This window comes from Corynebacterium ulcerans (assembly GCF_900187135.1).
Classification (GTDB): domain Bacteria; phylum Actinomycetota; class Actinomycetes; order Mycobacteriales; family Mycobacteriaceae; genus Corynebacterium; species Corynebacterium ulcerans.
In genome coordinates, this window is sequence record NZ_LT906443.1 from 661,444 (window position 1) to 685,673 (window position 24,230).

The 24,230-nt window shown below is 51.4% G+C and carries 20 protein-coding genes; 5 read left to right on the top strand and 15 right to left on the bottom strand.

Annotated features, from left to right (window positions below):
• The first annotated feature begins 24 nt into the window (after nucleotides 1–24).
• Nucleotides 25–2,304, top strand: a complete 2,280-nt coding sequence (gene pknB / locus CKV68_RS02940) for a Stk1 family PASTA domain-containing Ser/Thr kinase (protein WP_167376957.1) — start codon at nucleotides 25–27, stop codon at nucleotides 2,302–2,304.
• A gap of 109 nt (nucleotides 2,305–2,413) precedes the next feature.
• Here pknB and CKV68_RS02945 read toward each other — a convergent pair whose 3' ends face one another.
• The 14 genes from CKV68_RS02945 to ctaC form a co-directional block, all read right to left on the bottom strand.
• Complete coding sequence (locus CKV68_RS02945; protein WP_095075564.1) at nucleotides 2,414–3,802, bottom strand: class II 3-deoxy-7-phosphoheptulonate synthase; 1,389 nt, start codon at nucleotides 3,800–3,802, stop codon at nucleotides 2,414–2,416.
• 126 nt (nucleotides 3,803–3,928) lie between these two features.
• Nucleotides 3,929–4,432, bottom strand: coding sequence for a polyadenylate-specific 3'-exoribonuclease AS (locus CKV68_RS02950; protein WP_014526021.1), 504 nt, complete (start codon nucleotides 4,430–4,432; stop codon nucleotides 3,929–3,931).
• A gap of 141 nt (nucleotides 4,433–4,573) precedes the next feature.
• Nucleotides 4,574–5,896, bottom strand: a complete 1,323-nt coding sequence (locus CKV68_RS02955; RefSeq protein WP_095075565.1) for an acyltransferase family protein — start codon at nucleotides 5,894–5,896, stop codon at nucleotides 4,574–4,576.
• Between the two features lie 228 nt (nucleotides 5,897–6,124).
• Complete coding sequence (locus CKV68_RS02960; protein ID WP_013911888.1) at nucleotides 6,125–6,853, bottom strand: lysophospholipid acyltransferase family protein; 729 nt, start codon at nucleotides 6,851–6,853, stop codon at nucleotides 6,125–6,127.
• 34 nt (nucleotides 6,854–6,887) lie between these two features.
• A complete protein-coding gene (locus CKV68_RS02965) occupies nucleotides 6,888–7,841 on the bottom strand; it encodes an ROK family protein (RefSeq protein ID WP_013911889.1) in 954 nt (317 codons plus the stop codon).
• A gap of 123 nt (nucleotides 7,842–7,964) precedes the next feature.
• Nucleotides 7,965–9,095 (bottom strand): glycosyltransferase family 4 protein, encoded by a 1,131-nt coding sequence (locus tag CKV68_RS02970; protein WP_029974315.1) that lies wholly within the window; start codon nucleotides 9,093–9,095, stop codon nucleotides 7,965–7,967.
• Between the two features lie 82 nt (nucleotides 9,096–9,177).
• The gene (locus CKV68_RS02975; protein WP_049781502.1) at nucleotides 9,178–10,182 is read right to left on the bottom strand and encodes a C40 family peptidase; all 1,005 of its coding nucleotides are present in this window, start codon (nucleotides 10,180–10,182) and stop codon (nucleotides 9,178–9,180) included.
• Between the two features lie 170 nt (nucleotides 10,183–10,352).
• Nucleotides 10,353–10,982: a C40 family peptidase gene (locus CKV68_RS02980; protein ID WP_013911892.1), complete on the bottom strand. Its 630-nt coding sequence runs from the start codon at nucleotides 10,980–10,982 to the stop codon at nucleotides 10,353–10,355.
• 762 nt (nucleotides 10,983–11,744) lie between these two features.
• The gene (gene qcrB, locus CKV68_RS02990) at nucleotides 11,745–13,367 is read right to left on the bottom strand and encodes a cytochrome bc1 complex cytochrome b subunit (protein WP_013911893.1); all 1,623 of its coding nucleotides are present in this window, start codon (nucleotides 13,365–13,367) and stop codon (nucleotides 11,745–11,747) included.
• Entirely contained in the window at nucleotides 13,364–14,584 is a 1,221-nt protein-coding gene (gene qcrA / locus CKV68_RS02995) for a cytochrome bc1 complex Rieske iron-sulfur subunit (RefSeq protein ID WP_013911894.1), read from the bottom strand. Before qcrA ends, qcrB begins: the two co-directional genes overlap by 4 nt.
• Complete coding sequence (gene qcrC / locus CKV68_RS03000; protein ID WP_013911895.1) at nucleotides 14,581–15,477, bottom strand: cytochrome bc1 complex diheme cytochrome c subunit; 897 nt, start codon at nucleotides 15,475–15,477, stop codon at nucleotides 14,581–14,583. Before qcrC ends, qcrA begins: the two co-directional genes overlap by 4 nt.
• Nucleotides 15,478–15,565: 88 nt before the next feature.
• Nucleotides 15,566–16,183, bottom strand: a complete 618-nt coding sequence (gene ctaE, locus CKV68_RS03005; protein WP_023636001.1) for an aa3-type cytochrome oxidase subunit III — start codon at nucleotides 16,181–16,183, stop codon at nucleotides 15,566–15,568.
• Nucleotides 16,184–16,750: 567 nt separating this feature from the next.
• Nucleotides 16,751–17,182, bottom strand: coding sequence for an aa3-type cytochrome oxidase subunit IV (gene ctaF, locus CKV68_RS03010; protein WP_013911897.1), 432 nt, complete (start codon nucleotides 17,180–17,182; stop codon nucleotides 16,751–16,753).
• Between the two features lie 21 nt (nucleotides 17,183–17,203).
• The gene (gene ctaC / locus CKV68_RS03015; protein ID WP_095075567.1) at nucleotides 17,204–18,289 is read right to left on the bottom strand and encodes an aa3-type cytochrome oxidase subunit II; all 1,086 of its coding nucleotides are present in this window, start codon (nucleotides 18,287–18,289) and stop codon (nucleotides 17,204–17,206) included.
• 513 nt (nucleotides 18,290–18,802) lie between these two features.
• Between ctaC and asnB the strand changes: the two genes are divergently transcribed.
• Nucleotides 18,803–20,725: an asparagine synthase (glutamine-hydrolyzing) gene (gene asnB / locus CKV68_RS03020; protein WP_013911899.1), complete on the top strand. Its 1,923-nt coding sequence runs from the start codon at nucleotides 18,803–18,805 to the stop codon at nucleotides 20,723–20,725.
• A 233-nt stretch (nucleotides 20,726–20,958) separates the two neighbouring features.
• On the opposite strand, the gene CKV68_RS03025 is transcribed toward asnB, so the two are convergent.
• Nucleotides 20,959–21,306: a HesB/IscA family protein gene (locus tag CKV68_RS03025; RefSeq protein ID WP_013911900.1), complete on the bottom strand. Its 348-nt coding sequence runs from the start codon at nucleotides 21,304–21,306 to the stop codon at nucleotides 20,959–20,961.
• 469 nt (nucleotides 21,307–21,775) lie between these two features.
• Here CKV68_RS03025 and CKV68_RS03030 point away from each other — a divergent pair, with 469 nt between their 5' ends.
• From CKV68_RS03030 to cobT, 3 genes are read left to right on the top strand one after another with little or no spacing between them, the layout of a single operon-like run.
• A complete protein-coding gene (locus tag CKV68_RS03030; RefSeq protein WP_038618935.1) occupies nucleotides 21,776–22,507 on the top strand; it encodes a DUF3043 domain-containing protein in 732 nt (243 codons plus the stop codon).
• A 4-nt stretch (nucleotides 22,508–22,511) separates the two neighbouring features.
• Nucleotides 22,512–23,066 (top strand): bifunctional adenosylcobinamide kinase/adenosylcobinamide-phosphate guanylyltransferase, encoded by a 555-nt coding sequence (locus CKV68_RS03035; RefSeq protein WP_014526028.1) that lies wholly within the window; start codon nucleotides 22,512–22,514, stop codon nucleotides 23,064–23,066.
• A gap of 47 nt (nucleotides 23,067–23,113) precedes the next feature.
• On the top strand, nucleotides 23,114–24,178 hold the full coding sequence (cobT, locus tag CKV68_RS03040; RefSeq protein WP_014526029.1) for a nicotinate-nucleotide--dimethylbenzimidazole phosphoribosyltransferase: 1,065 nt from the start codon (nucleotides 23,114–23,116) through the stop codon (nucleotides 24,176–24,178).
• Nucleotides 24,179–24,230: the final 52 nt, after the last annotated feature.

A 24,230-nucleotide genomic window follows, 5' to 3' on the forward strand; every position in this document is an offset into this window, starting at 1 on the left:
TACAAGTCGTCCATACTGTTTATCATGGCAGAGTTGATAGTAGGCGATGTTCTGGAGAACCGGTACCGTATTGAGGCCCCCATCGCGCGCGGTGGTATGTCCACAGTTTATCGCTGTTTAGATCTGCGTTTAGAGCGCCATGTTGCTGCAAAAGTAATGGACGCTCGGTATATCGACGATCCTATATTTCGCCAACGCTTCCAGCGCGAAGCACGTTCTATGGCGCAGCTTTCCCACCCATGTTTAGTGGGAGTATACGATTTCTCCTCCGACGGCGATCAAGTCTTTCTGATCATGGAGTTAATAACAGGGGGCACACTGCGTGAGCTGCTTGCAGAACGCGGCCCCATGCCTCCTCACGCAGCGGCAGCCGTTATGCACTCTGTGCTTACGGGTTTGTCCGTTGCGCATAACGCAGGAATGGTGCACCGGGATATAAAGCCCGACAACGTCCTTATCAATAGCGACCATCAGGTAAAGCTTGCGGACTTTGGGCTTGTGCGTGCTGCGTCGGCAAGCCAAGCGACCTCTGCCAATATTATTGGTACAGTCTCCTACTTATCCCCTGAACAAGTGTCTGGTGATGATATTGGCCCCGCCAGCGACGTATATTCGGCTGGCATTCTGCTTTATGAGTTGCTCACCGGCACCACGCCTTTTAGCGGCGATACACAAATCGCCCATGCCTACTCACGTCTCGACCGTACTGTCCCCGCGCCAAGCGATGTTATTGACGGCATTCCCCCGCTTTTCGACGCCCTCGTGGCCTCAGCAACCACGTTAAGCCCTCACGATCGTTTTACCGATGCTGACGAATTTCTCACGGCATTAGACGACGTTGCAGCCGAACTCCAACTTCCGGCTTTCAAAGTTCCCGTTCCCGCTAATGCGGCAGCCCACCGTGCCTCCGAAAACATCAACGGCGCACTCAGTGCTACCGATCTGCTCACCACAGATATTCCTAGGGATGCAACCGAGCTTATCGACGATGCTCCGGGGCACGGACTATTCCCCCACTCGCAGTATTCGACTACACATGAGACATCCGTCTTCCCTGCAACAGAGTCAGCTACAGAAACTCAGATCTTTCCCCACGAAGGATTAATCGACGCTACACCCCCTGCTCCCAGCATTGCGCCCGATCCCTATGCTGCAGCCGCTCCTGCAGCTCCTGAAACTATTCCTCCAGGACCAGTAGAAGAGCCTCCAGTAGAACGTCCAATAACTAACAGGTCAAAGACAAGTTTTATTATTTGGCTTGTCCTTGTTCTCGTTGTGACGGCATCCGTGGCAATCGGTGGTTGGTGGTTTGGCTCTGGACGATACGGAGAAGTTCCTCAGGTACTCGGAATGAGCCAAATAGAAGCAACTGCGCTGGCGCAGGATGCGGGTTTTAGCACAACCACCTCCCCCGTCTATAGCGATGATATTCCAGCCGATTTGGTCGCGGGAGCCATCCCTGAGGTCGGTCATAGAGCGGTAAAAGGCAACGAGATTACTCTCTTAGTTTCCCAAGGAAAGCCCACCGTACCTTCTATCCCCAGCAGCCACGATACTGCGGAAGTCCGTGCGCTTTTAGAGGAGCGCTCCTTATCTTATTCAGAGGCACCGCCAGAATATTCTGATGACGTTCCTGAAGGGAAAGTTGTTTCTTTAAAACCAGAACCAGGAACGACAGTCCGCGTGGGTTCAGAAGTAGCCGTTGCGCTATCCCGAGGCCCCGCCCCGGTCAATGTTCCTCATGTCGCGGAAATGTCTGAGGAATCAGCACGTGAGCAGCTGGAAAAGCTTGGCCTCAAAGTGAATATCACCGAGGAGTTTAACTCAGAGATACGCGGCGGAGATGCCATCGGTACGCTACCGGAAGCCGGCACTACTCTGCCTCGTGGCACCACTGTCACCCTCCGGATCTCCACGGCTGTGGAAATCCCTGACGTGCGCGGGAAATCTAAGCAAGAGGCCACCAGCGAGCTCGCTGCTGCCGGAATCAGAGTAAACAGTGTCACCCGATCGGATGCAGAATCCGGCAACTCTGCGGACGAAATTACCTCCATCATGCCGCCTTCCGGAAGCCTCATTGATCCCGCGCGTACCAGCGTAGACCTAGTACTCGCCGGTGAGGTCAATGTTCCTTCCGTCGTGGGCAAAAAGTATTCCGAAGCCAAGAAGATTCTTGAAGAGGCCGGATTTACGGTCAAGGGCACTGGAGCTAAAAAGCCGTCATCTCGCGTCTACTGGCAATCCCCCACAGGAGGACGAGAGACTCCCGGGGCTGAGATCAGACTACGAACAATAGGTTCTTAACAGAGAACACAACGCCTCGTATTCTTGGGCTCGTTTGCTAACCAAGAATACGAGGCGTTGCCTATACCTATCAGCTGTGTAGGCGTGGCACGTGCATAAAAGCACTCACCTAGTTTCGCAACATCTCAGCGACTAGGAAGGACAGCTCCAGCGATTGCTGAGTGTTAAGGCGTGGATCACAAGCAGACTCGTACCGTCCCGGAAGATCCACATCCGTGATATCTTCTGCTCCGCCAAGGCATTCAGTGACATTTTCACCAGTAAGTTCAATGTGAATGCCACCTGGGTGTGTACCTAACGCACGATGGACTTCAAAAAAGCCCTGAACCTCATCAATCACCTTGTCAAAGTGGCGAGTCTTATAGCTATTGGAAGAAGTAAAGGTGTTCCCGTGCATCGGGTCCGACTGCCAAATCACTTTGTGTCCGGAGTCCTCGACAGCTCGGACAATGCCTGGCAAGACAGAACGAACTTTATCATGACCCATGCGGGCAACCATGGTGAGACGGCCCGCTTCAAAATTCGGATCTAGCTTGTCTGCATACGCTACGGCTTCTTCGGGAGTACAAGTAGGACCGATCTTGATGCCTATAGGGTTGGCGATCATTGCTGCGAAGTTAACGTGGAAATCTTCGATTCCCCGTGTGCGCTCGCCAATCCAGAGCTGATGCGCAGACAGATCATAGAGCTCTGTTTCTCCGTCCTCATTTTTTGCCAAGCGCAACAGAGCCCGCTCGTAGTCCACGACCAGAGCCTCGTGGGAACAAAAAATATCTGCAGAATGCAACGTGTTGTCAGTAACGCCACAGGCGTTCATAAACCGCAATCCTCGCTCGATTTCCTGAGCCAGCGCCTCATAGCGTGCTCCAGCAGGAGAACTGGCAACAAACTGCCTATTCCAGCCTGTCAATCGATGCAAATCAGCGGTGCCCGATGACGTTAATGCACGAACTAAATTCATGGCAGCAGAGGAGTTAGCATATGCACGGATCATGCGTGCGGGATCATGCTTGCGGGCTTCCTCGGTCGCTTCCACACCGTTCACGATGTCCCCACGGTAGTTGGGCAAGCCGTTTTCATCGAGGTTAGAGGAACGGGGTTTAGCGTATTGTCCTGCGATACGAGCCATCTTGATGACCGGAGTGGAAGCGCCGTAAGTAAGCACCACTGCCATCTGCAGAAGTGTCTTAATGTTGGCACGAATATGAGGCTCCGTGTTGGACTCAAAAGTCTCAGCACAGTCCCCGCCTTGGAGTAAAAAGGCCTTGCCATTGGCAACGTCGGCAAGCAACTTTTTTAGCTCACGAACCTCCGGGGCAACCACGATAGGAGGCACCGACTCGAGGATCTTGCGAACATTCTCGGCGGTTTTCGTGTCCCAAATTGGCTGCTGCTTTGCATCACGAGCGATAACGTCTTCAAATCGCTGCTGCAATCCATCCGGCAACGGTGGAAGGTCTGGCAAAACGTCTTTGGGAATGTCTACTGTCCAACTCACACTCTTATGTTTAGCACGTCACCACAAAAACCAGTGCGTCGGAGGAACATAAAATTCTACCCTTGAACATTTTATGCAGAAATAGTGCCTCACCGAGACCGGAAAACAAGCCCAAAACAGGACGTTTTATGCTCGATTCTTTTTATCGATCGGCAAACGCATCGCACACACCTTGAATTTCTGCAGGTTATGCCGTGCGTCGACGAGAGCGTCATGATTTCCGTCGGGCGCTTTAGGCAATACAGGCTGCCCGGCAAATTCCCAATATTGTTTAAGCTCATGAGTAAAACGGGGGATCTTTCGCGGTAGCCCCGTCATGTCACCCCAGAGCTGGGCAAGTACCACGTGATCGTATGCTCCTACCCACGCCCACAGTTCCGGATGAGAGTCTGCGGATAAAAGAAACTCTACAATCTCCTCACGGATCTGTGCGTTAGTTTTCCATAACTCGCTCGACGGATTTGGCAGTTTGTTTAACACATTCTCCCGAACCCATTTCCCAGCTTTAGAGTGGTCAGCATCAGTGGACACTGCGTAGTACTCTCGCCCGTCCTCAGCGACAATGCCGATCGAGACAAGTTCGATACTGCGGCCGTCTTCAATGAACTCGGTGTCATAAAAATACCTCATCCGACCTTGCCTCACTACGATAAAATCAACGGTTTCTTGTCGTGCGCGTCAAAGGTATAGAAAAAACCCAGCACACATTATCTGTCAATTAATCACCACAGTAATAAACCGTCACGCAACGGACATGCATCGCCCCCTAACTTAAGAGTTAGCAGATACAGGTGCTTGCTTTTCGACGACCACCCGACGGGGAACCAAGCCATGGGGAGCAATTGAACGCCCAATGAGCGGAACATGCGACAAAAGCTCCATCGCTGCGGCTCCGGCAATCGTAAAACCAATACACAGCAAAATCCACACCCCAGAAGATCCCAAGAGCGTGTCGCTATACAATTCAATTCCTTCCTCACGATATCGGAAGAAATAACCAAAAAGTAGCGTCAAAACAATGGGATGGCTCAAATAAATAACCAAGGTATGACGGCCAATCCACTGTAGGCCTTCACTTAATAACGAAATCTTAGAGAGCAAGACCGCAGATGCTATGGCGGCAGGTAAATACAATAAATGCGTAAGCGTAAGCAGGGAGAGTTCCCAGACCTCCGACACCGAAAAACGCGATATTTCACGGCTGAGCAGCAACGTCCCGCAAGCCACTGCAAGCTCTATAGGTTTAAGGGCATTCTCTGCATAACGTTCGATGAGCGGTCGAGCGTAGGCACCTAGCAAGAAGCACGGAAGATACGCCACGACTTTTTCTGTCATGGGAGTTTCTGGAGCTATGGGCGCTCCCAAAATAATGGCCAACGGAATAGACCACCGTAACCACGGATGCAGAAACTTTGTGCTCCACAACGCAATGGTAAAGAAAAACAGAGAATGCAAGAACCAATACATGTTTTCAGAAGTCCATAGAGCTTCCACGTAAAAATCTTGGTCTGGAAGCGGCTCATCCCAAAAAACAAAAAATTCTATCCTCTTGGCAAATAACTCCAATGGAGTCCATAGCACGTAGGGAACTAAAAGGAACCACAGGCGATGTACAAATAACTCTGCAAAGTTAAAACGAAATACTTTGACGGAAAAGAAACCACTCACCAGAAAAAATAACGGCATCCGAAGCGGGGCAATGAGTTCATTTATGTGAGCCGCGGTCGTGTACATACCATCAGGAACCGCCAAACAAATGTGGAGAAGAACTACTCCAATGATCGATAGCCCTTTAGCTAAATCAGGCCACGCCATGCGCGGTTTCCCCTGAGGGGTGGATGGCGTTGTTGCTGCAGCCGTCCGAGGCTCAGGAGGAACAGGCAGCTGTGCAGGAAGATGGGGTCCTGTTGCTTCGTGTGTTTTTTCTGCTAAGAAGCCAGCACCACCAGTACTATATGCCGGACGCTCGCATCGGGTATCTCGCATTCTGTGAGTAAAATTCTTGCGGGTTTCTTCCTGCATCTTCTTTTTTCTCAGGAAGCTAACGCTAGAGGGAAAGCGAAAAACACGCGGCTTTACTACTCGCCGATCCATTATGCTCCCTCTGCAGGCTATTGCCTTACTCGTTTGTCTTGCTATACAAAGCAAAGCGCCGGAAAACCGGCTGCACTGTCTTTGAATTGACCGCCCTATGCTTTGCTTATCAACGAGCCCATTTCACTATTGCGGAATACTCGAACTCTGGATATAGGCACATAGCCATGCGAAATGACCATAAGCCTAGTTGATCACCAGAGCTACGAAAACTAAGGGCAACCAAATTTACTCCGCACCTGCGGGATACCCTTTGCCCTCTTCGAGAGACTTCTTTACGTCTGTTGCATACATATCCACATACGGTTGGCCGCTCAATCGCGAAAGCTCATGCATGACATAATCCGTGAGTGCGCGGTAGGCCTCATGCGATTCTGGATCCAGTCCCCGCTTAGCGGCAAATTCAGAAGGGATAATCGGATCGCCTATTTTCATCCGAACTTTATACGGGCGCGGTATCCATGACCCGATCGGATTAGCTTCCCGGCTTCCGATCATGGCAACGGGAATCACTGGATCATTAGTGGTAAACGCAATCCGGGCCATTCCTGTCCGCCCCTTATAGACCCGTCCATCGGGCGAGCGCGTACCTTCGGGATAAATCCCAAATACGTCCCCTCGGCCCAAGATTTCGCGAGCAGTACTAATAAGTTCTACAGCAGCGGTCGGAGAGTTCCTATCAATAGGAACCTGGCCTACGGAAGTAAAAAACCACTTTTGCAGTCGCCCAACGCATCCTGGAGTAGTAAAATACTCGCTCTTTGCAGGAAAAGTAATCTGTCGGCGGCACACCAAAGGAAAATAAAAAGAATCCATGACCGACTGATGACTCGAGGCTAAAATCGCCGCCCCCGATGATGGGATCTTGTCTACTCCTTCAACCTCAGGTCGGTTATACAGGCGTAGGAGAGGACCCAGCAGAATATGCTTGAGAGTCCAGTACCACTTGTTGTGCATAAGGGATTCCTTGAATATCAGAGAGCGAGGGCGATCAGACCAATTGGCGAGCCAAATCAGATACCCCGATCATACCCGCATCTCCACCTAGCTCCGCACACGAAACTTTGGGAAGGGGGCGGTACCCTGCCCCCACCATCGATGTACTCATCGTCTCCACAGCAGTATCGAGGTAGAGTGCGCTTGCAGTGGATACTCCCCCACCGATCACGATAAGTCCGGGATCAAGGACATCTGCCACTATGGACAGAGCTCGTCCCATCCATTGGGCGAAATCTTCTACAACGGCGCAAGCAAGCTGATCACCATCACCAGCTGCAGCCATAATGCGTTTACCGCTTAAGGAACCGTTAGCTAGAGCGTCGATAAGCACGGAATCGGTTGCTTTACCCGCTGCAATCATCTCACGGGCAGTAGTTTCCAAAGCCGTTCCTGAACAATACCGCTCTAGACATCCACGTTTGCCGCAGGAGCATACCCGTCCCCCTGGGACTACAGTGAGATGACCAAATTCTGGCGCTGTGCCAAACGCTCCACGATAAATCTCTCCTTGATGCATGAGAGTTGCACCAATTCCGGTACCTACCGCAAAGAGAACCCAGTTATCTGCCCCCTGAGCGGCACCAAACCGATATTCTCCCCATGCTGCCGAATTTGCATCGTGCTCGAGACGAACCGGTAATCCTAGGGATTCTGAAAGCTCTGCGCGAACAGCTCGATCTCTCCACGGGAGATGCGGAGCAAAACGAACAACTTCACAATCAGGATCCAAAAAACCAGCTACCGCCAACCCTACTGCGGAAATCTCATGCTTCTGTCTCAGAGCGTCTACCAGCTCGATGATTCCGGATTCGAGCAATTCAGGAGTCGATGGCGTAGGAACCGACATAGAGTCAATAATCTGCCCATCCGAAGTCACCGCCGCCGCCCGCATGTTAGTTCCACCAATATCAAAGCCCACGGTGACTGCGTCGGATCTTTCAGACATATCTCGCCTCAATTGCCCTCGACTTTTGGAAAACACGCGCTATATGCGGCAGCACACTACGAAACCGCACAAAGCATAACTAGCAAAGTATAGCGAGCCACCAACCCAATATCACATTTACGCTTATAGCAATGCGCGCAGCCTCTGTCCCATAATCTCCCAACTCCATTGTTCTTTCACATGCTGTCGCCCTCTGTCTGCCATAGCTTGTCGACGCTGTCCGCCCATCGCTATAAGAGAGTTCACTGCACGTGCCACCGCCACTACATTGTTCCCATCCACAACTAGACCGCCTCCGGGAACAATCGTTTCCGGTGCCCCACCTGAGTCCCCCGCGATAACTGGAACACCACACGCTTGCGCCTCTAGGAAAACAATTCCTAATCCCTCAACATCGAGCCCTCGCCCCCTGGTCCGGCATGGCATCGCAAAAAGATCACAAGCCTGAAGAATCTCCACCATACGATCCTCAGAGACCCTTCCCATAAAAGCAACGCGGTCTGCTACCCCATGCTTTTCCGCTAGTTCCACCAACTTAGTTTCGTACGGTCCCCCGCCTACAAGTACTAATCGAACTGGCTTATCTCCTTGATCTATTTCCGAAAGAGCCTCAATGAGCCGATCCTGCCCTTTCCTAGGGACTAGCCGAGAAATACAGGCGATAACAAATTCCTCTTTATCCCATCCCAATTCCTCACGGATACTTCTTCTCACGTCACTTTCCACCGGGTGAAAACGCTCTACATCTACACCAGAGGGAAGGTGAGCAAACTCAACACCAGGCCCAAAGGCCCCACGGATACGGCTAAGCGTGAATTCGGAGATATAAGTGACTACATCACTGGATCGGCCAATCCGCCTTAATAACTGACGTGCTATCGGCAACATTGCCCAACCCACTTCATGCCCATGAGTCGAAGCAATAACCCGGTGAGCCCCGGCTTTCTTAGCTCTTTTGCCAAGGAGGCCTAATGGGGCGGCCGCGCCAAACCATACGGTGTCTATCCGCTCCTTTTCTATGATTTCCGCCATTCGGCGAGCTGTAGCAGGAGTAGGAAGCATGATCTTGTGAGGCCAGCGGTAAACCGTATAAGGAAGAGACTCATCATAGGCTGCAGCCGCAGCGTCATCCTGCGTAGAAGCAAAAACGACTACATCTTGTGGCAACAGCTCATCCAAATAGTCACGGATATACGACTGGATGCCGCCAAGAGTCGGCGGAAAATCATTAGTAACTAAGAGCATCCGGGTCATACTCTGATTCTCCCATGAATAGCGAGAGCCCAACGATCATTGATCGTCGGGCATGCTCTGCCATCAGACGTGCAGTTCAATATTAGTAACGGCGAGCGCCATAAAAAGGCATGGAGTCAACAGGAACAACCTGAACTGGAATGCCATAATCCGACGCATGCACGAGCATGCCGTTTCCTGCGTAGATTCCCACGTGAGTGGCGCCCGGATAATACCCAACGACGTCTCCCGGTTGTAGCTCACTACGAGAAACGGGAGTTCCACCAGCCATTTGCGCCTGGGAGGTTCGCGGAAGCGACTTACCTTGTTGCTGATAAGACCAGTACACCAATCCAGAGCAATCAAATTGCGATGGTCCTACCGCACCCCAGCCATAAGGAGAGCCGAGCTTGGTCATAGCTGCTTGCAAAGCTCCCATGCCCTCGGGATTGGAGCCGACGACTCCGTCGAGAGAGTAGTCCACGGGACCATTTTTAGCTTCCCATCGCAGCCTATCTTCACGGCTTAGACTTTCCACTTGCTTACGCAAGTCTTCCGTCTTTGTCTTGAGCTCTTCTTGTTCTTTGAGCAAAACCCCGTGCTGTCTTTCTAGCTCGGCCTGCCTAAACTTCGCTTCAGCAATGGCTCGCGTGACAGAGCCTCGCTTGACTGCTGAATTTTCCGTTGCCTTAGACAACTGACTTAAAGCCGCCTGCGCATTCCTAGTGAGAACCGACATGTACGCAGCACGGTCAATAGCATTTTGGGGATTTTCTGCAGAGACAGCGTTAGTCAACGGGTCAATAACCGCACCACGATATTTTGAAGCTGCTAAACGATTAATCTCACTACGATAAATATCTTCTTGAGACTTCGCTTCATCCGCCTCCTGGGTTGCACGATCAACGTCAGACTGAAGATTCCGCAAAGATTCTTCTCCTGCAGTTAAATCAAGCTCCAGCTGTTTCACTGCCTCATTCTTAGCGTTCGCATCTTGGGAAATAGCCTCCATCGAGCTGATGAGTGATTCAACGTCATCCGCCGAAACAGCAGGTGCCAAAGCCCCGCCCATAGAAACCATAACCAGCAAAGGAGCAACGAAAAGCATTCGGCGCGTTTTTTTCACTGTTTTCCCCAAATATCTAGCTAGATGAACACAATAACTATATAGCCCACACAGCAAAAAACAAGCATTGCGCTGCATAACCGTAAGCAAAGTGAAAAATAGTGAAGGTTCGGCATTTAATGCCGAACCTTCACTATCAATCGCCAAGCAAATTAATACCGGACTGCGTTGTAATAAGGCATGTAGTCGATAGGTGACTCAGAAAGAGGGGTACCTTCAGTCAGTGCGTGAATAACAGTGCCGTTACCTGTATAAATTCCAACATGGGAAGCGCCAGAGTAGAAAGCAATAATGTCGCCAGGCTGAAGATCCTGTCGAGCTACCTTTGTTCCGCCTGCAGCCTGAGCGTAAGAAGTGCGCGGGATAGACTTACCGATCTGCGCATATGCCCATGAGGTCAAACCCGAGCAGTCAAAGGCGCTAGGACCTGCAGCACCCCATACGTAAGGAGAACCAATCTTGGAGCGTGCTGCGTCAACTACAGCCTGGCCGGAAGAAGTGGCCGGAGAAGAACTGACGGTAGGAACGTTTACCAATGCAGAGTAGTTAGCATTCCCGCCCTGCCCCTGCAGGGAAGGGATCCACTGATCACTGCCCGGAATGTTTGCGATGCCAGGTACATTCTCAATTCCCTGAACTTCAAACTTGATTCCTGTGTTAGGAACTACAACCTCAGCGGCATGTGCCTGTCCGGTAAGAGTTGCGGTGGCGCCCACCACTACAGCAGAAGCTGCTGCTGCATTACGTGCGGTGTTCTGATTGCTGCGACGGTGCTTAGCCACGAAAGAAACTCCAAATCCATATCGGTCTGCCACATAGTGACTGCCTTCCTTTTTCAAAGAAAGCAAGCGACCCTATCTTCAAGTACGTGCAGCCCCATCACACGGGACCAACTCAAATGTCTCGATTAGGTTACGAAACGGCAACACTCGATGTCCACCCATCAACAAAAATCCACACGTTATAAAACCGTTACTTAACAAAAGGCCCTTTTTCTTAATTTTAGATAAGTCCACCCCCGTCAGACGTCATCGTGAGCATTAAATAGCGAAAATCCCCCCGACGAACTGCACTAATAAGAACTTCCTTTGGAAGTGAACAAGCCCCCGAAGCTCAACACATTTTCGCCACAATTGCCGAAATATAAATAGGTATGATCCCGATCACATTCTGTAATTTTTCCCCTACCCGGACCCCACAATGTCGCTTTTTCTGTCGGAAAAAACGCAGCATTGCACCCTTTTTGCTCCATAAAAAGCGTCACTTACGTAACTAAAACCTCAAAAGTAACAGCATCTACAAGGTATCGAGGACCACTGGAGCCACTCAAACCACACCAATATCTAACAACTCGTAATAATGCGGCGTTAAAACACAGACTCCATCATGTGCACTATGGTTCTCCGACTAGGTTTCCCGCAGCCCTCCCCTGTCCGCGTCTGTTTTGTGTCTGCTCCTTATATATAAGGAGTCCCCGCACAAAGACGACAGTGGCCTTCCTGATTAACAGGAAGGCCACTGTCGTATTCGAGAACGTTTTAGGGCTAGTCTTTTTCTACCCCATCTTTGATGCGATTCTGCTTCTGCAGATTCTCATACATTTCAACTTCTTCACGATGATTCTCATGCTCAATTTCATCGTATTTAGCCGCGATAGACTCCGAGTCTGGAGTGAAGAACGAACCACGGCCAGGACTTCCACCAAAACCAAGCTGGTTGAGTTGCTTAGGAACAGCTGCACCAGCGTATGGAAGTGGTATTGGGTGTCCATGCTCGTCTACCGGGCCAAGCGGCTGGTGTACCTCAACAAAGGCACCGTTAGGCATGACCTTAATAACGCCGGTTTCAATACCGTGTTCCAGAACCTCACGGTCAGAACGCTGCAAACCGAGACAGATTCTGTATGTGATGAAGTAAGCCAGCGGAGGCAAGACAATCAAGCCGATACGACCAACCCATGTCATGGCGTTCAAAGAAACCTGGAAGTGATACGCAAACAGGTCGTTACCGCCAGAGAGTGTTAGGAGGAAGTAGAAGACGATTGCCATCACGCCAAGAGACGTACGGACTGGAACATCGCGGGGGCGCTGCAGCAAGTTGTGATGAGCATCGTCACCAGTGATCTTCTTCTCAATGAACGGGTAAGCCACAAGTAGCGCGACAAGAACACCACAGAGAAGAGCAACCCAGAAAGCACCAGGGATCGTGTAATTACCAAAGTAGAGTTCCCAAGCAGGCATCACACGCGCAGCACCGTCAGTCCACAGCATGTAAATATCAGGCTGCGATCCAGCTGAAACCTGTGACGGGTTATAGGGACCCAGGTTCCAAATAGCGTTGATGGAGGTCAGACCAGCCAAGAGTGCCAAGAAACCGAAGGTGATCAGACCAAAGGACGTGGTCTCCAGGATAAAGACAGGGAGGATACGAACGCCGACAACGTTATTTTCTGTACGGCCTGCACCTGGGAACTGGGTGTGCTTTTGGTACCACACCAAAGCAAGGTGAGCTGCAATCAAGCCAAGGATGATGCCCGGGATGATGAGCACGTGTGCAATATAGAAGCGATCAAGCATCAAATCAGATGGGAAGTCTCCACCGAAGATCAACCAGTGCAACCAGGTACCGATGATCGGAAGTGCCAGGATGATGGCAGACATGATGCGTAGACCAACGCCCGAAAGCAGATCATCAGGAAGGGAATAACCCATGAAGCCTTCAGCCATGCCCAGGAACAAAAGCACGCAACCGATGATCCAGTTAGCTTCACGAGGACGACGGAACGCACCAGTGAAGAAGATACGGAGCATGTGCACTGTCATGGAGACCATGAAGGTTAGCGCAGCCCAGTGGTGCATCTGACGAATAAACAGACCACCACGCACCTCGAAGGAAAGGTTCAACGCAGTCTCGTAAGCACGAGACATTTCCACGCCATTCAAAGGCAGGTACGCGCCTTCGTAGATAACCTTGGTAATGGAAGGATCAAAGAAAAGTGTCAGGTATACGCCAGTCAGCAACAAAATAACGAAGCTGTAGAGAGCGATCTCGCCGAGCATGAAGGACCAATGCGTCGGGAATACCTTATTAATCTGACGACGAATACCAGCAGCAGCTGTGTATCGAGAGTCAATATTATTGCCGATGTCAGCTAGTTTGTTGCTCATGAACGACGCTCCCAGAATGCCGGGCCGACAGGTTCAACAAAGTTGCCTGCGGCAATGAGGTAACCCTCTTCGTCAACGGTGATCGGCAGCTGCGGCAAAGCACGGGCGGCAGGACCAAAGACTGGCTTACCGTAATGCAATGCATCGAACTGCGACTGGTGGCACGGGCAAAGGATGCGGTTTGTCTGAGCCTCATAGAGGGACGTTGGGCAACCGATGTGCGTGCAGATCTTGGAGTAGGCGTAATAATCGCCGTAGTGGAACTCTTCTTGTCCTTCACGCTCAATAACTTTTTGAGCATCAGAAGCACGGAGACGAATAAGCATGACTGCATTTCGAGGGCCGTGAATCGAGTGCATCTGCTCCGTGTACACGTCAGCATCTGCGCTGTATTTATCGCCATCGTTAACCAGCTCTTCTGGGAGCGGGAAAACGGTTTCCATTGCAGCAGCAGATAAATCTTCTGGGCGCATACGAACAAGGCGGCTAACACCGTGCGTTGTGTAATGCGTGCCAACGGAAGTGCTGTGCTTCTCAGCAGTCGTTCCGGTGTCGCGTCCTAAGTAAAGCTTCACGCCTTTCTCATGCAACGTCCAACCGGAGGTCCACAGGGTTCCGTCTCCCTGAATACCTAGCTCGCCCTTCTTCCACGGGTTCTTCACCATGCCGCCGAGTGGAGCGACGATAACCAAACCAGTGAGGAGTCCACCGACACCGAGCATCGACTTCAGAACTTTACGACGACCCAAGGTGGAGGTTTCCCAAGAATCATTCAGCAGCGCGGTGATCGTACGACGATCCACTTCTTCCGAAGGGCCATCGTGACGGCGCTGCACAGAGATCTCTGCAGGAATGATGTTCTTGATGTAGATGATCACGCCGAAACCCAATGCCAAAATGGCAAGACCTGCGGTCAAACCAAGCAGTGGCGTGTACAGCGTGTAGGTCCACAATCCGTCATCGCCGAGACCTTTATAATGCCATGGCCAGAACAAGTAAATAGCCAAGTATGCCAAGGCTGAAACGATGCCGATACCGAACCAAACGCCAACCTTTATAGAAGCACGCTTGGACGCCGGATCACCCTCAACGGGAAAACGCTCTTTACGATAAGCAACAGTCACGCCGTCGAGTTCTGTACCCAAACGGGCTAGTTCGTCGTTAGACATCGCTTCTAGTTCTTGCGTTGTGTATTTCTTTTCATTGCTATTGCTCATGAGCGAGATCCAATCCACAGAGCAGCGGCCACCAAGACCACGATTCCAACGAGCCACATCAACATGCCTTCAGAGACTGGTCCTAGGCCACCCAAATTCCAACCGCCAGGGCTAGGTGTTTCTTTAGCCGACTTGATGTAAGCAATAATGTCTTTCTTCTCGTCAGCGGAGAGCTGGCGATCCGAGAACTTAGGCATGTTCTGAGGACCAGTAAGCATTGCCTGGTAGATTTCCTGCTCGTTTGCAGGGTCTAGAACAGGTGCGTATTTACCACTAGAAAGCGCGCCACCGCGCCCTGTGAAGTTATGGCAAGAAGCGCAATTCAAACGGAAGAGATCCGAGCCGCGAGCGACATCGGCTGGATCGATCTTTCCGTTGTAGTTAGCACCACGAAGAGTATCTAGTGCGACAGAGCCGTCCTCGTTATAGACGATGCCAGGGCCGCCGCCATTAGCCTCAACGTATGCGGCCAGCGCTAGGGTTTGTGCCTCAGAGTAGCGTGGAGCTTTACGCATGGCTTGTGCCTCATTGCGCAGCATCGGCATACGTCCAGAATGAACCTGGAAGTAAGTTGCACCGGAGCCAACGCCAATCAGCGAAGGACCCCGATCTTTCACACCTTGGAGGTTTGCACCATGACAGGTAATACAAGCAACGTCATAAAGGTCCTTGCCTTCCTGAATCATTGCTTGCTCGTCTTGGCGCGCTGTGGCTACCTGGGCATCAGGTGTCACAGCATTAACCAAAAGTCCGGTACCGGTAAGGCCAACAGCTAGTGCTAAAGCACCAACAGCAGTCCGGCGCACCTTGCGGCGAGCTCGAACTTTCTTGGCCTTGGAGACTGAAGCTGAGGGTACTTCTACCGCTTCAGTCTTGTTCTGGGTGGTATCCATCATTTCCCTTAATGTTCTCGAATATGGAAAGTGAGGGGCTATCTCAATTCACATAACCGGGTTGAGTGGTCATATGAACCAAGACTGCCTATTGAATGAAGTAGATCGTGATGAACAGGCCGATCCAGACCACGTCAACGAAGTGCCAGTAATAGGACACCACCATCGCAGCAGTCGCCTGTGCAGGTGTGAACTTCGACTTAGAAATGCGAAGCAACACAACCACAAAAGCCAAAACACCCGCAAGCACGTGTGCTGCGTGGAAGCCCGTGGTGATGTAGAACGCAGAACCGTACACACTGCTCGGGATTGTCATTCCATGCTCGATCAAGTGGTAATACTCATAGCTCTGCCCGAGCAAGAAGATTGCTCCCAGCACAATGGTCAGAGAGAACCAACGACGAAGACCAAAAACATCTCCGCGTTCCGCTGCAAACACACCAAACTGAGCTGTCACAGAGGAAGACACCAAAATAGCGGTGATCACCAATGCGTACGGCACATTGAGGTGTCCAGCCCCTTCTTTCCAAGAGCCATTACCAATTCCATTTGCGCGCGAGGTGAAGTACATCGCGAACAAACCGGCGAAGAACATTAATTCCTGGGACAGGAACACAATCGTGCCGACACTGACCATATTTGGCCGGTTCAGTGCCGCAACACGCTGCGGTGCTGCCATATCTTTGTTTCCTATTGCGCTCGTCACGGTAATTAGTATGGTCGTTTCTTCCGATCAAGTCACATTCTGCCCCCGCCTTTTTTAGTCTCTCATTTCTTGTAGATAGCAATATTTTTCTGTTTCCCACCCCACAGTTTTTCTTAGCAATAACGGGAACTAAACCCCCTTTCCATACGACGCCAAGTTTCCGCAGGTCATCACAGTAGCAACGTGACGGTTGCTCATTTTTCCCCACATCCGCCTCCCCCAAGCCTCTTTACAGCTTTCTTCAGTTTTATTTCCCTCTTCATTTACCTGAGATATATTTCACATCTCAAAAGGAGAGCATTTGCCGGTGTTGCAACTTTAGTATGACCCCCGACTACCTGCGCTTTTACCTGCAATACTAGACGGCTTAACCCTTTTTGCCCCCCAAAAATTATTTTTAACCGCATGGGAACTTTTCCGACCATCGACAGCCTCTTTAAGCAACCTCTATCCAGATAGACAAAAATAAACCCGCTTCCTACCGTCATAACAACCGGTAGAAATCGGGTTTATCTAAGGAAAAGGTGCATCTCTGACAGAGATCAGAGTGGAAGGTAGCTACATAAGTTAGTGCTTCTCTTTTGGCATTCCGTACTGAAGGTTCAGCATGGTTGTGGTGTAGATAAGCAATGCCGCACCAACTGCGATAAGCCAGTAGTGAAGGAAGATAACGCCAAAGCCAAGAACAGCAACAGCACCACTCATAGCAGCAGGCCAGATGGAGCTAGGGCTAAAAAATCCGAGAGTTCCAGCAGCATCCGCAACTTCAGCTTCTTCCCAGTCCTCGGGAAGAATGTCGATGCGATTTTCAGTAAAGTGCAGGTACCCACCCAACATCAGAGTGAGCAGCGTCGCCAGAATCAGCGACACTCCACCAGCCCATTCAAAACCAGGGTGGCTGCCAGAATCCCTAACGTACATTGTGGCAAAAACATAGATCACCGACATGACGGCAAGGAAGGTTGCCATCGAATACATGATCTTGGATGTAGCTTTCATGTTCTCTACTTCTCCTTGTTCCTACGCAGCGGGGCTGGTCTTATCAAAGTTATCGCCATCACGCGTAGCGCGCTCAGAGTTGAACGGGTGCGTGGTGGTTGCGTAGGGCTCCTCCCCAATGCTCTTGAGAGCATCAGAGTTTGTAGCCTGTGGATTGCTATTACGGAACGAGATGTACTGCTTGAACTTCTCTGGAGTTACTACGCGAATCTCAAAGTTCATCATTGCGTGGTAGGTGCCACACATCTCCGCACAACGGCCTACGAATGCACCGGTCTTTTCGATCTTTTCGATCTGGAAACGACGCTGCTGCTTGTTCTGCTCGGGGTGGTTGTACACGTCTCGCTTGAACAAGAACTCTGGAACCCAGAATGCGTGAGAGACGTCAGCGGAAGCCAAGTCAAACTGAATTGCAGTGTCACTTGGGAGAACCAAAACTGGGATCTCTTCAGAAGTACCCAGAGTCTCAATCTTGTTGAAGTGAAGGTAAGACGTATCAGTCTTAGACATTCCGTTGATCGGGTTCTTGCCGTTAGGATCTACTTTACTTGCCTCGGCTGCAGCCTGGCGCGCTTCGTCGACACCCTTGTATTCAGCACCAGTGGGCGAAAGCTCAGCAGCGATATCTGAGTAACCAAACTTCCAGTTCCACTGATAAGCAGTAACGTCCACGGTGACCTTAGGATCTTTATCCATCGCGGTTACCTTGTCCTGGGTCTGGACGGTGAAGAAGAAGAGACCCATGACGATCACGATTGGGATAATCGTGAGCACTAGTTCTAGCGGAATGTTGTACTGCGTCTGACGAGGGAACTCATCTTTACCAGCTTTCTTTGCACGCTTAGCACTCCATGCAAACATGCCATAGATAAAGAGACCCCACATGATGAAGCCGATGATCCAGGCAGCCACCCAGACCCAGACCCAGAAGTTATACATCGAAGTAGCTTCGGGTGTAACGCCTTCTGGCCAACCAAAGGCTAGAGCTTTACCCAAAACACCGCCTGGTGCATCTACGTCACATCCCGCAAGGGTAAGGCCACCAAAGCCGATGGCGCCACCAAGCAATGCTTTGTGCCCAATGCCACGCTTTTGCTGCTGTTCCACGCGCGTTTGCCTTCCTGTCGCACTTATTTCCTTGGAGTCTTAGACCATCCGTAACACATCAGATACCGATTGAGGACAGCCCAAAACCCACGCCTATTAGTGCAGGATAGTCCACCCCTCTTTGTTTTCCTGAATGTCACGGTACGCTCTCCCCCTTCTTCTCACTGTATTTTCTCCACAAACCTTCGGGTTTCCTAGGAAAATCCACCCCAGTAGCACAGATCACGCCGGAATATAGTGCCCCAAATCACAGGAACTAAACCGACAATCAACCTTATGGATACCCTCCCCAAGAAAACAGCACGTTAGTGCCCCAAAAAACCACTTTCCATTAAGCCCCAGCACGTAAAAATAAGAGAAATTCGGAACGCCTCCTAGTCCCCGTCCCCGGGAATTAGGAGCGTTTTCGCTCACATTCCATAGAGCTGATAGTCGCAATACCTTCTACAACCCCAACGGGGTACCCTTAGACAGCTAAGTACTTTGTTCATATATAAGGAGGAGCGGCGAACTATGTGCGGACTTCTTGGCATGCTTACGAGCACACGGGATGCCCAAAGGCATGTCCCTGCCATCGAAAAATCGCTACCGTGTATGCGTCACAGGGGGCCAGACGAGGCCGGAACGTGGCATGACGAGCAAGCCGTCTTTGGGTTCAATCGCCTTTCTATCATTGACCTCGAGCACTCCCATCAGCCACTTCAATGGGGACCACAAGACCAGGCCGATCGTTATGCGATGACGTTTAACGGCGAAATTTACAACTATGTGGAGCTCAGAGCAGAGCTGCAAGAACTCGGCTATACCTTCAATACTTCAGGTGATGGCGAGACCATCGTCGTCGGCTATCACCACTGGGGTGCGGACGTCGTTCAGCACCTGCGCGGCATGTTTGGCTTTGCCATTTGGGATTCCCAGGAAGAAAAGCTCTTCCTCGCCCGCGATCAATTCGGCATCAAGCCGCTGTATTACGCGACCACAGACGCCGGCACTATCTTCTCTTCAGAGAAGAAATGTATTTTGGAGGCTGCCGAGGACCTGGGTCTAGATCTCAGCCTTGATCAGCGAGCTATCGAACACTACGTTGACCTGCAGTACGTACCAGAGCCAGAGAGCCTTCACGCGAATATCCGCCGACTCGAATCGGGTTGCTACGGGGAACTTGTCCCCGGCGGTAAGCTCAAACAAACTCGCTATTTCCGTCCTCAATTCCCTGCCCAAGAAGTTCCTAAGGGCAAAGAGCAGGATCTTTTTGACCGTATTGCTCGCGCGTTAGAGGACAGCGTCGAAAAGCATATGCGTGCCGACGTCACCGTCGGATCCTTCCTCTCCGGCGGTATCGATTCCACTGCGATAGCTACGCTGGCAAAACGCCATAACCCTGATTTGTTAACCTTCACCACTGGTTTTGAGCGAGAAGGCTACTCAGAGGTTGATGTTGCCGCAGAATCTGCCGCCGCAATCGGCGTGGAGCACATTGTCAAAATTGTGTCCCCAGAGGAATACGCCAACGCTATCCCACAAATCATGTGGTACTTGGACGACCCGGTGGCAGATCCTTCCCTCGTCCCGCTCTTCTTTGTAGCTCAAGAAGCAAGGAAGCACGTCAAAGTTGTACTCTCCGGCGAAGGAGCGGACGAGCTTTTCGGTGGCTACACGATTTACAAAGAGCCATTGTCTCTCGCCCCCTTTGAGAAAATCCCAACTCCGCTGCGTCGAGGGTTAGGGCAACTAGCAAAAGTCTTCCCAGAGGGAATGCGCGGCAAGTCCTTGTTGGAACGTGGTTCCATGCCGATGGAAGAACGCTACTACGGCAACGCCCGCTCCTTTAACTTTGAGCAGATGCAGCGCGTTCTACCTTGGGCTAAGAAAGAATGGGACCATCGTGAAGTAACAGCCCCGATCTACGCCCAGTCCCAGCACATGGATCCGGTCGCTCGCATGCAGCACCTTGATCTATTTACCTGGATGCGCGGCGATATTTTGGTTAAAGCCGACAAAATCAATATGGCGCATTCCCTTGAACTCCGAGTCCCGTTCTTGGATAAAGAAGTGTTTGCCGTAGCTGAAACTATCCCCCATAGTTTGAAAGTCACGCAGGGCACCACTAAATACGCACTACGCAAGGCAATGGAACAGATCGTCCCGCCACATGTCTTGCACCGTAAGAAGCTCGGTTTCCCCGTCCCTATGCGCCATTGGCTAGCCGGGGATGAACTATTCGGCTGGGCTCAAGACACCATTACGGAGTCTCTCACAGATCATATCTTTGACAAGAAAGCCGTCTTAGACATGCTCAATGAGCATCGTGCAGGAACCAGCGATCATTCTCGTAGGCTATGGACTGTGCTTGCCTTCATGGTGTGGCATGGAATCTTTATAGAGAACCGAATCGATCCCGGAATCGAGAAAAAGGATTATCCGGTCTACCTCTAGCGGTAGAATGGTGGGGCGCCCCTCGCGCCGCGGTGGGATTAGACGGTAGTTCATCTAATCCCACCGCCCATTTTTTATTTCTACCTGGACTTTTCCACTTTCCTAGCCCCGGTGGAATGCGAATACATACGTCCAGCAAAGCAAGAAATCCGTCAGATCGTGAACACACCACGAGCTGACGGATTTCTTATAGTCGGCTTTTTCTCCCACTAAAAGGGGTATTATGCCAAAAATCAGTTGAATGAGTCTCCACAAGCGCAGGAGCCGCCTGCGTTGGGGTTGTCAATGGTAAAGCCCTGCGACTCAATGGTGTCGGCAAAATCAATGGTTGCTCCGGCAAGATATGGGACCGACATCTTGTCTACGACAAGGCGAACGCCGTCTACAACATCGACCTTATCGCCGTCTAGGTCCCGATCATCGAAGTACAGCTGATAGCGCAGACCTGCACAGCCACCAGGTTGAACTGCAATACGCAGAGACAAATCGGTACGTCCCTCTTGCTCAAGTAGCGCTTTGGCCTTGGCAGCTGCAGCTGTGCTGAGGATAACGCCGGTGTTGGAGGTTGTAGGTGCAGTCATCATGTCTCCTTTTCGAGTTCTCCGCCGCTGCGGTTACTCGGTGTCATTCTTTCGTGTTCGTGTAGATGCGTACAGTATCCGCACCATGCGGCAAGCACTGTGCAGCCCTAACAGAACCCACAACAGGTTCCCTTACGTACATAGCCGCGGATGTCGTCTTCTACAAGAAGCTATAGCCGACAACTATACCCTCTATTGTGAGCGGTTGAGTCTGTCAAGCCCGCATGGAGTTTATTTCCCGACCCGACTGACTCCTATAAAAGAACCAAGCATCCTCATGCTTTATTCCCAAGCGTTAAACCTCATAAAGTCAAGGTCTCTCCGCATTCGTTCTCTGGGTAATGCGCGGACTGCTATCGCCACTGATATAACCACTAAACCTGGGGTTTTTAACTCTTCATGGATGCCCTACACACAATGGCCGCTTCTGTGTTCCACTTTTATGGCGATACCTTGTAGCCTAGTAACCGTGAAATTACCTTGGAACAAAGACTCCTCTCAAGATTCTGCCAGTACTGACACTTCCGCACCGGCAGCTACAGCAGCCTCTTCGACTTCTCATAATTCAGATCTCAGTAGTACTGCGAATCGTTCCAAGGCTTATACACCTAAAAAAGGCCACGCGACGCCTTCTCGCAAACAGGCCCAGTCTCACCCAGGAACCTTCGAGGCTCGCTTTGGCGCACGTGAAAGTTACGGAGAGTCGCGTAAAAAGCGTAAAGAGCTCAAAGCTTCCATGTCCAAGGAGGAATGGAAGGCCTATAAACGCGAACGCGCAGAAGAAGGCAAGCAGCGACGTCGAGAAGCTCAAGCTGCCATGGACCGTGGCGATGAGCGCTATCTCCTACAGCGCGATCGCGGCGAAGAGCGTCGCTATGTCCGCGATCTCGTAGACTCCAAGCGCTACATCGGCAACTTTGTTATGCCGCTTGCTCTAATTCTTCTTGTCATTCTCTTTATCGGACGATGGGTGCCGGAATTCGCTAGTGCGATGTCCTTTGTAGCACTCATCTTCATCGCTGCCTTTGCCATCGAGGCTATCGTGCTCGGTAGAAAAACAGCCCGTGCGGTACGCGAGCGCTTCCCCGATACCTCTGAATCAGGATTTGCTATCGGCGCTTATGCATACGGTCGTGTAACTCAGCCGCGACGCTGGCGCACACCAAAGCCACAAGTCAACATCGGTGACACGGTGGCGTAGTTCTGTGCGTACTTTGGTTTTGGGAGGAGCCCGTTCCGGCAAGTCTGCTTTTGCGGAGTCACTTGTGGGGGCGGGCTCTTGCCGTTATGTAGCAACGGCTCGCCCCTATGGTGATGACAACTTTGATGCGGACTTCCAACGCCGCATTTCTCAACATATACAGCGGCGCCCAGAGTACTGGGTCACAGAGGATCGCGCGGACCTATGCGAGGTTCTCTCCCCCGCATATCTGCGGCAGCACACAGAGCATTCTTTGCTTGTCGACGACCTCGGCACATGGCTTACGCACCTCATTGATACTAAAAACGCCTGGGATTCCCCTGCTGGTAGCACTTCTTTGGAATCAATGCGTCTCGCAGATTTACTCCGGGTCTTCCCCACTGACCGTGACGTGGTTCTTGTCACTCCTGAGGTGGGAATGGGGATTATCCCCGAGCACCATTCAGCCAGGTTATTCCGTGATGAGATAGGGACGCTTAATCACATGATTGCGGATGTCTGCGATCGAGTGTTCCTTGTTATAGCCGGACAACCGTTACAGTTAAAAAGCGTTCTTTGACGTTACGTACTACATCGCGATAGCCACACACATGGGAGTGCAACAACATGCAGCCATCCGATTTCTTTCCCAAGATCGATGCCCCAAGTTCCGAGATAGCGGATCAAGCACGAGCTTTTCAGCTCACGCTTACTAAGCCAACTGGTTCGCTATCACGCTTGGAAGATCTTGGAGTATGGCTCAGCTCCTGCCAGGGGCAGGTTCCTCCTAAAAAAATCGTACGCCCCCGTTTAGTGGTCTTTGCTGGCGACCACGGTGTCGCCACTAATAATGTCTCCCCCTACCCCATCGAAGTGTCAATCCAAATGGCGGAGAATATTCGCAATGGCGGTGCCGGAATCAACGCAGTGGCGCATTCTTCTGGCATCGGCATACGCGTTGCCGATATTTCTTTAAACCACGATGTTTGGGGCGATGAAAGGGTGTCACGTTCTTGCGGGTCTATTGACCGGGAGGACGCGATGACACAAGAGCAGCTGATACGCGCCATTGAGATAGGAAAGCGCATCGCGGATCAGGAAGTCGATTCCGGCGCAGACGTTCTTATGGCAGGAGACCTCGGCATTGGAAATACCACGCCTTCCGCCGTGATCATCGGGCTATTAGCTAATCAAGAACCCGTGGTAGTCACCGGCCGAGGCTCAGGCGTTGATGATGAAGGTTGGAAGAGAAAAGTCTCGGCCGTACGCGATGCGATGTTCCGTGCCCGAGACTTACGCTATACCCCGCTGCTCATGATGCAAAAAGTTACTTCGCCTGAGCTGGTAGCTATGGGTGCCTTCATCGCGCAGGCTGCTGTACGCCGTACACCCGTGCTTCTCGACGGCGTCGTGGTCACCGCCGCAGCTATGCTTGCGGAACAGCTTGCCCCCGGTGCCAGAAGATGGATGCAAGCGGGACATCTCTCGGCCGAGCCGGCGCATCGCTTTGCCCTTAACTATTTAGGGCTTGAACCACTCCTGACCTTGGGCCTGCGACTAGGAGAAGGTTCCGGAGCCGCTGCGGCTTTCCCGCTGCTTCGCATCAGCGCAGACATTATGAATGACATGGCTAATTTTGACAGCGCTGGGGTCTCCGGGGCAGACGCTGTTCCCACCAACCGTATGGGTTAGTACACGGCTCAAGGCCCTTGAAGCCTGTGGTCATTGGTTCCTGCCAGCCTAA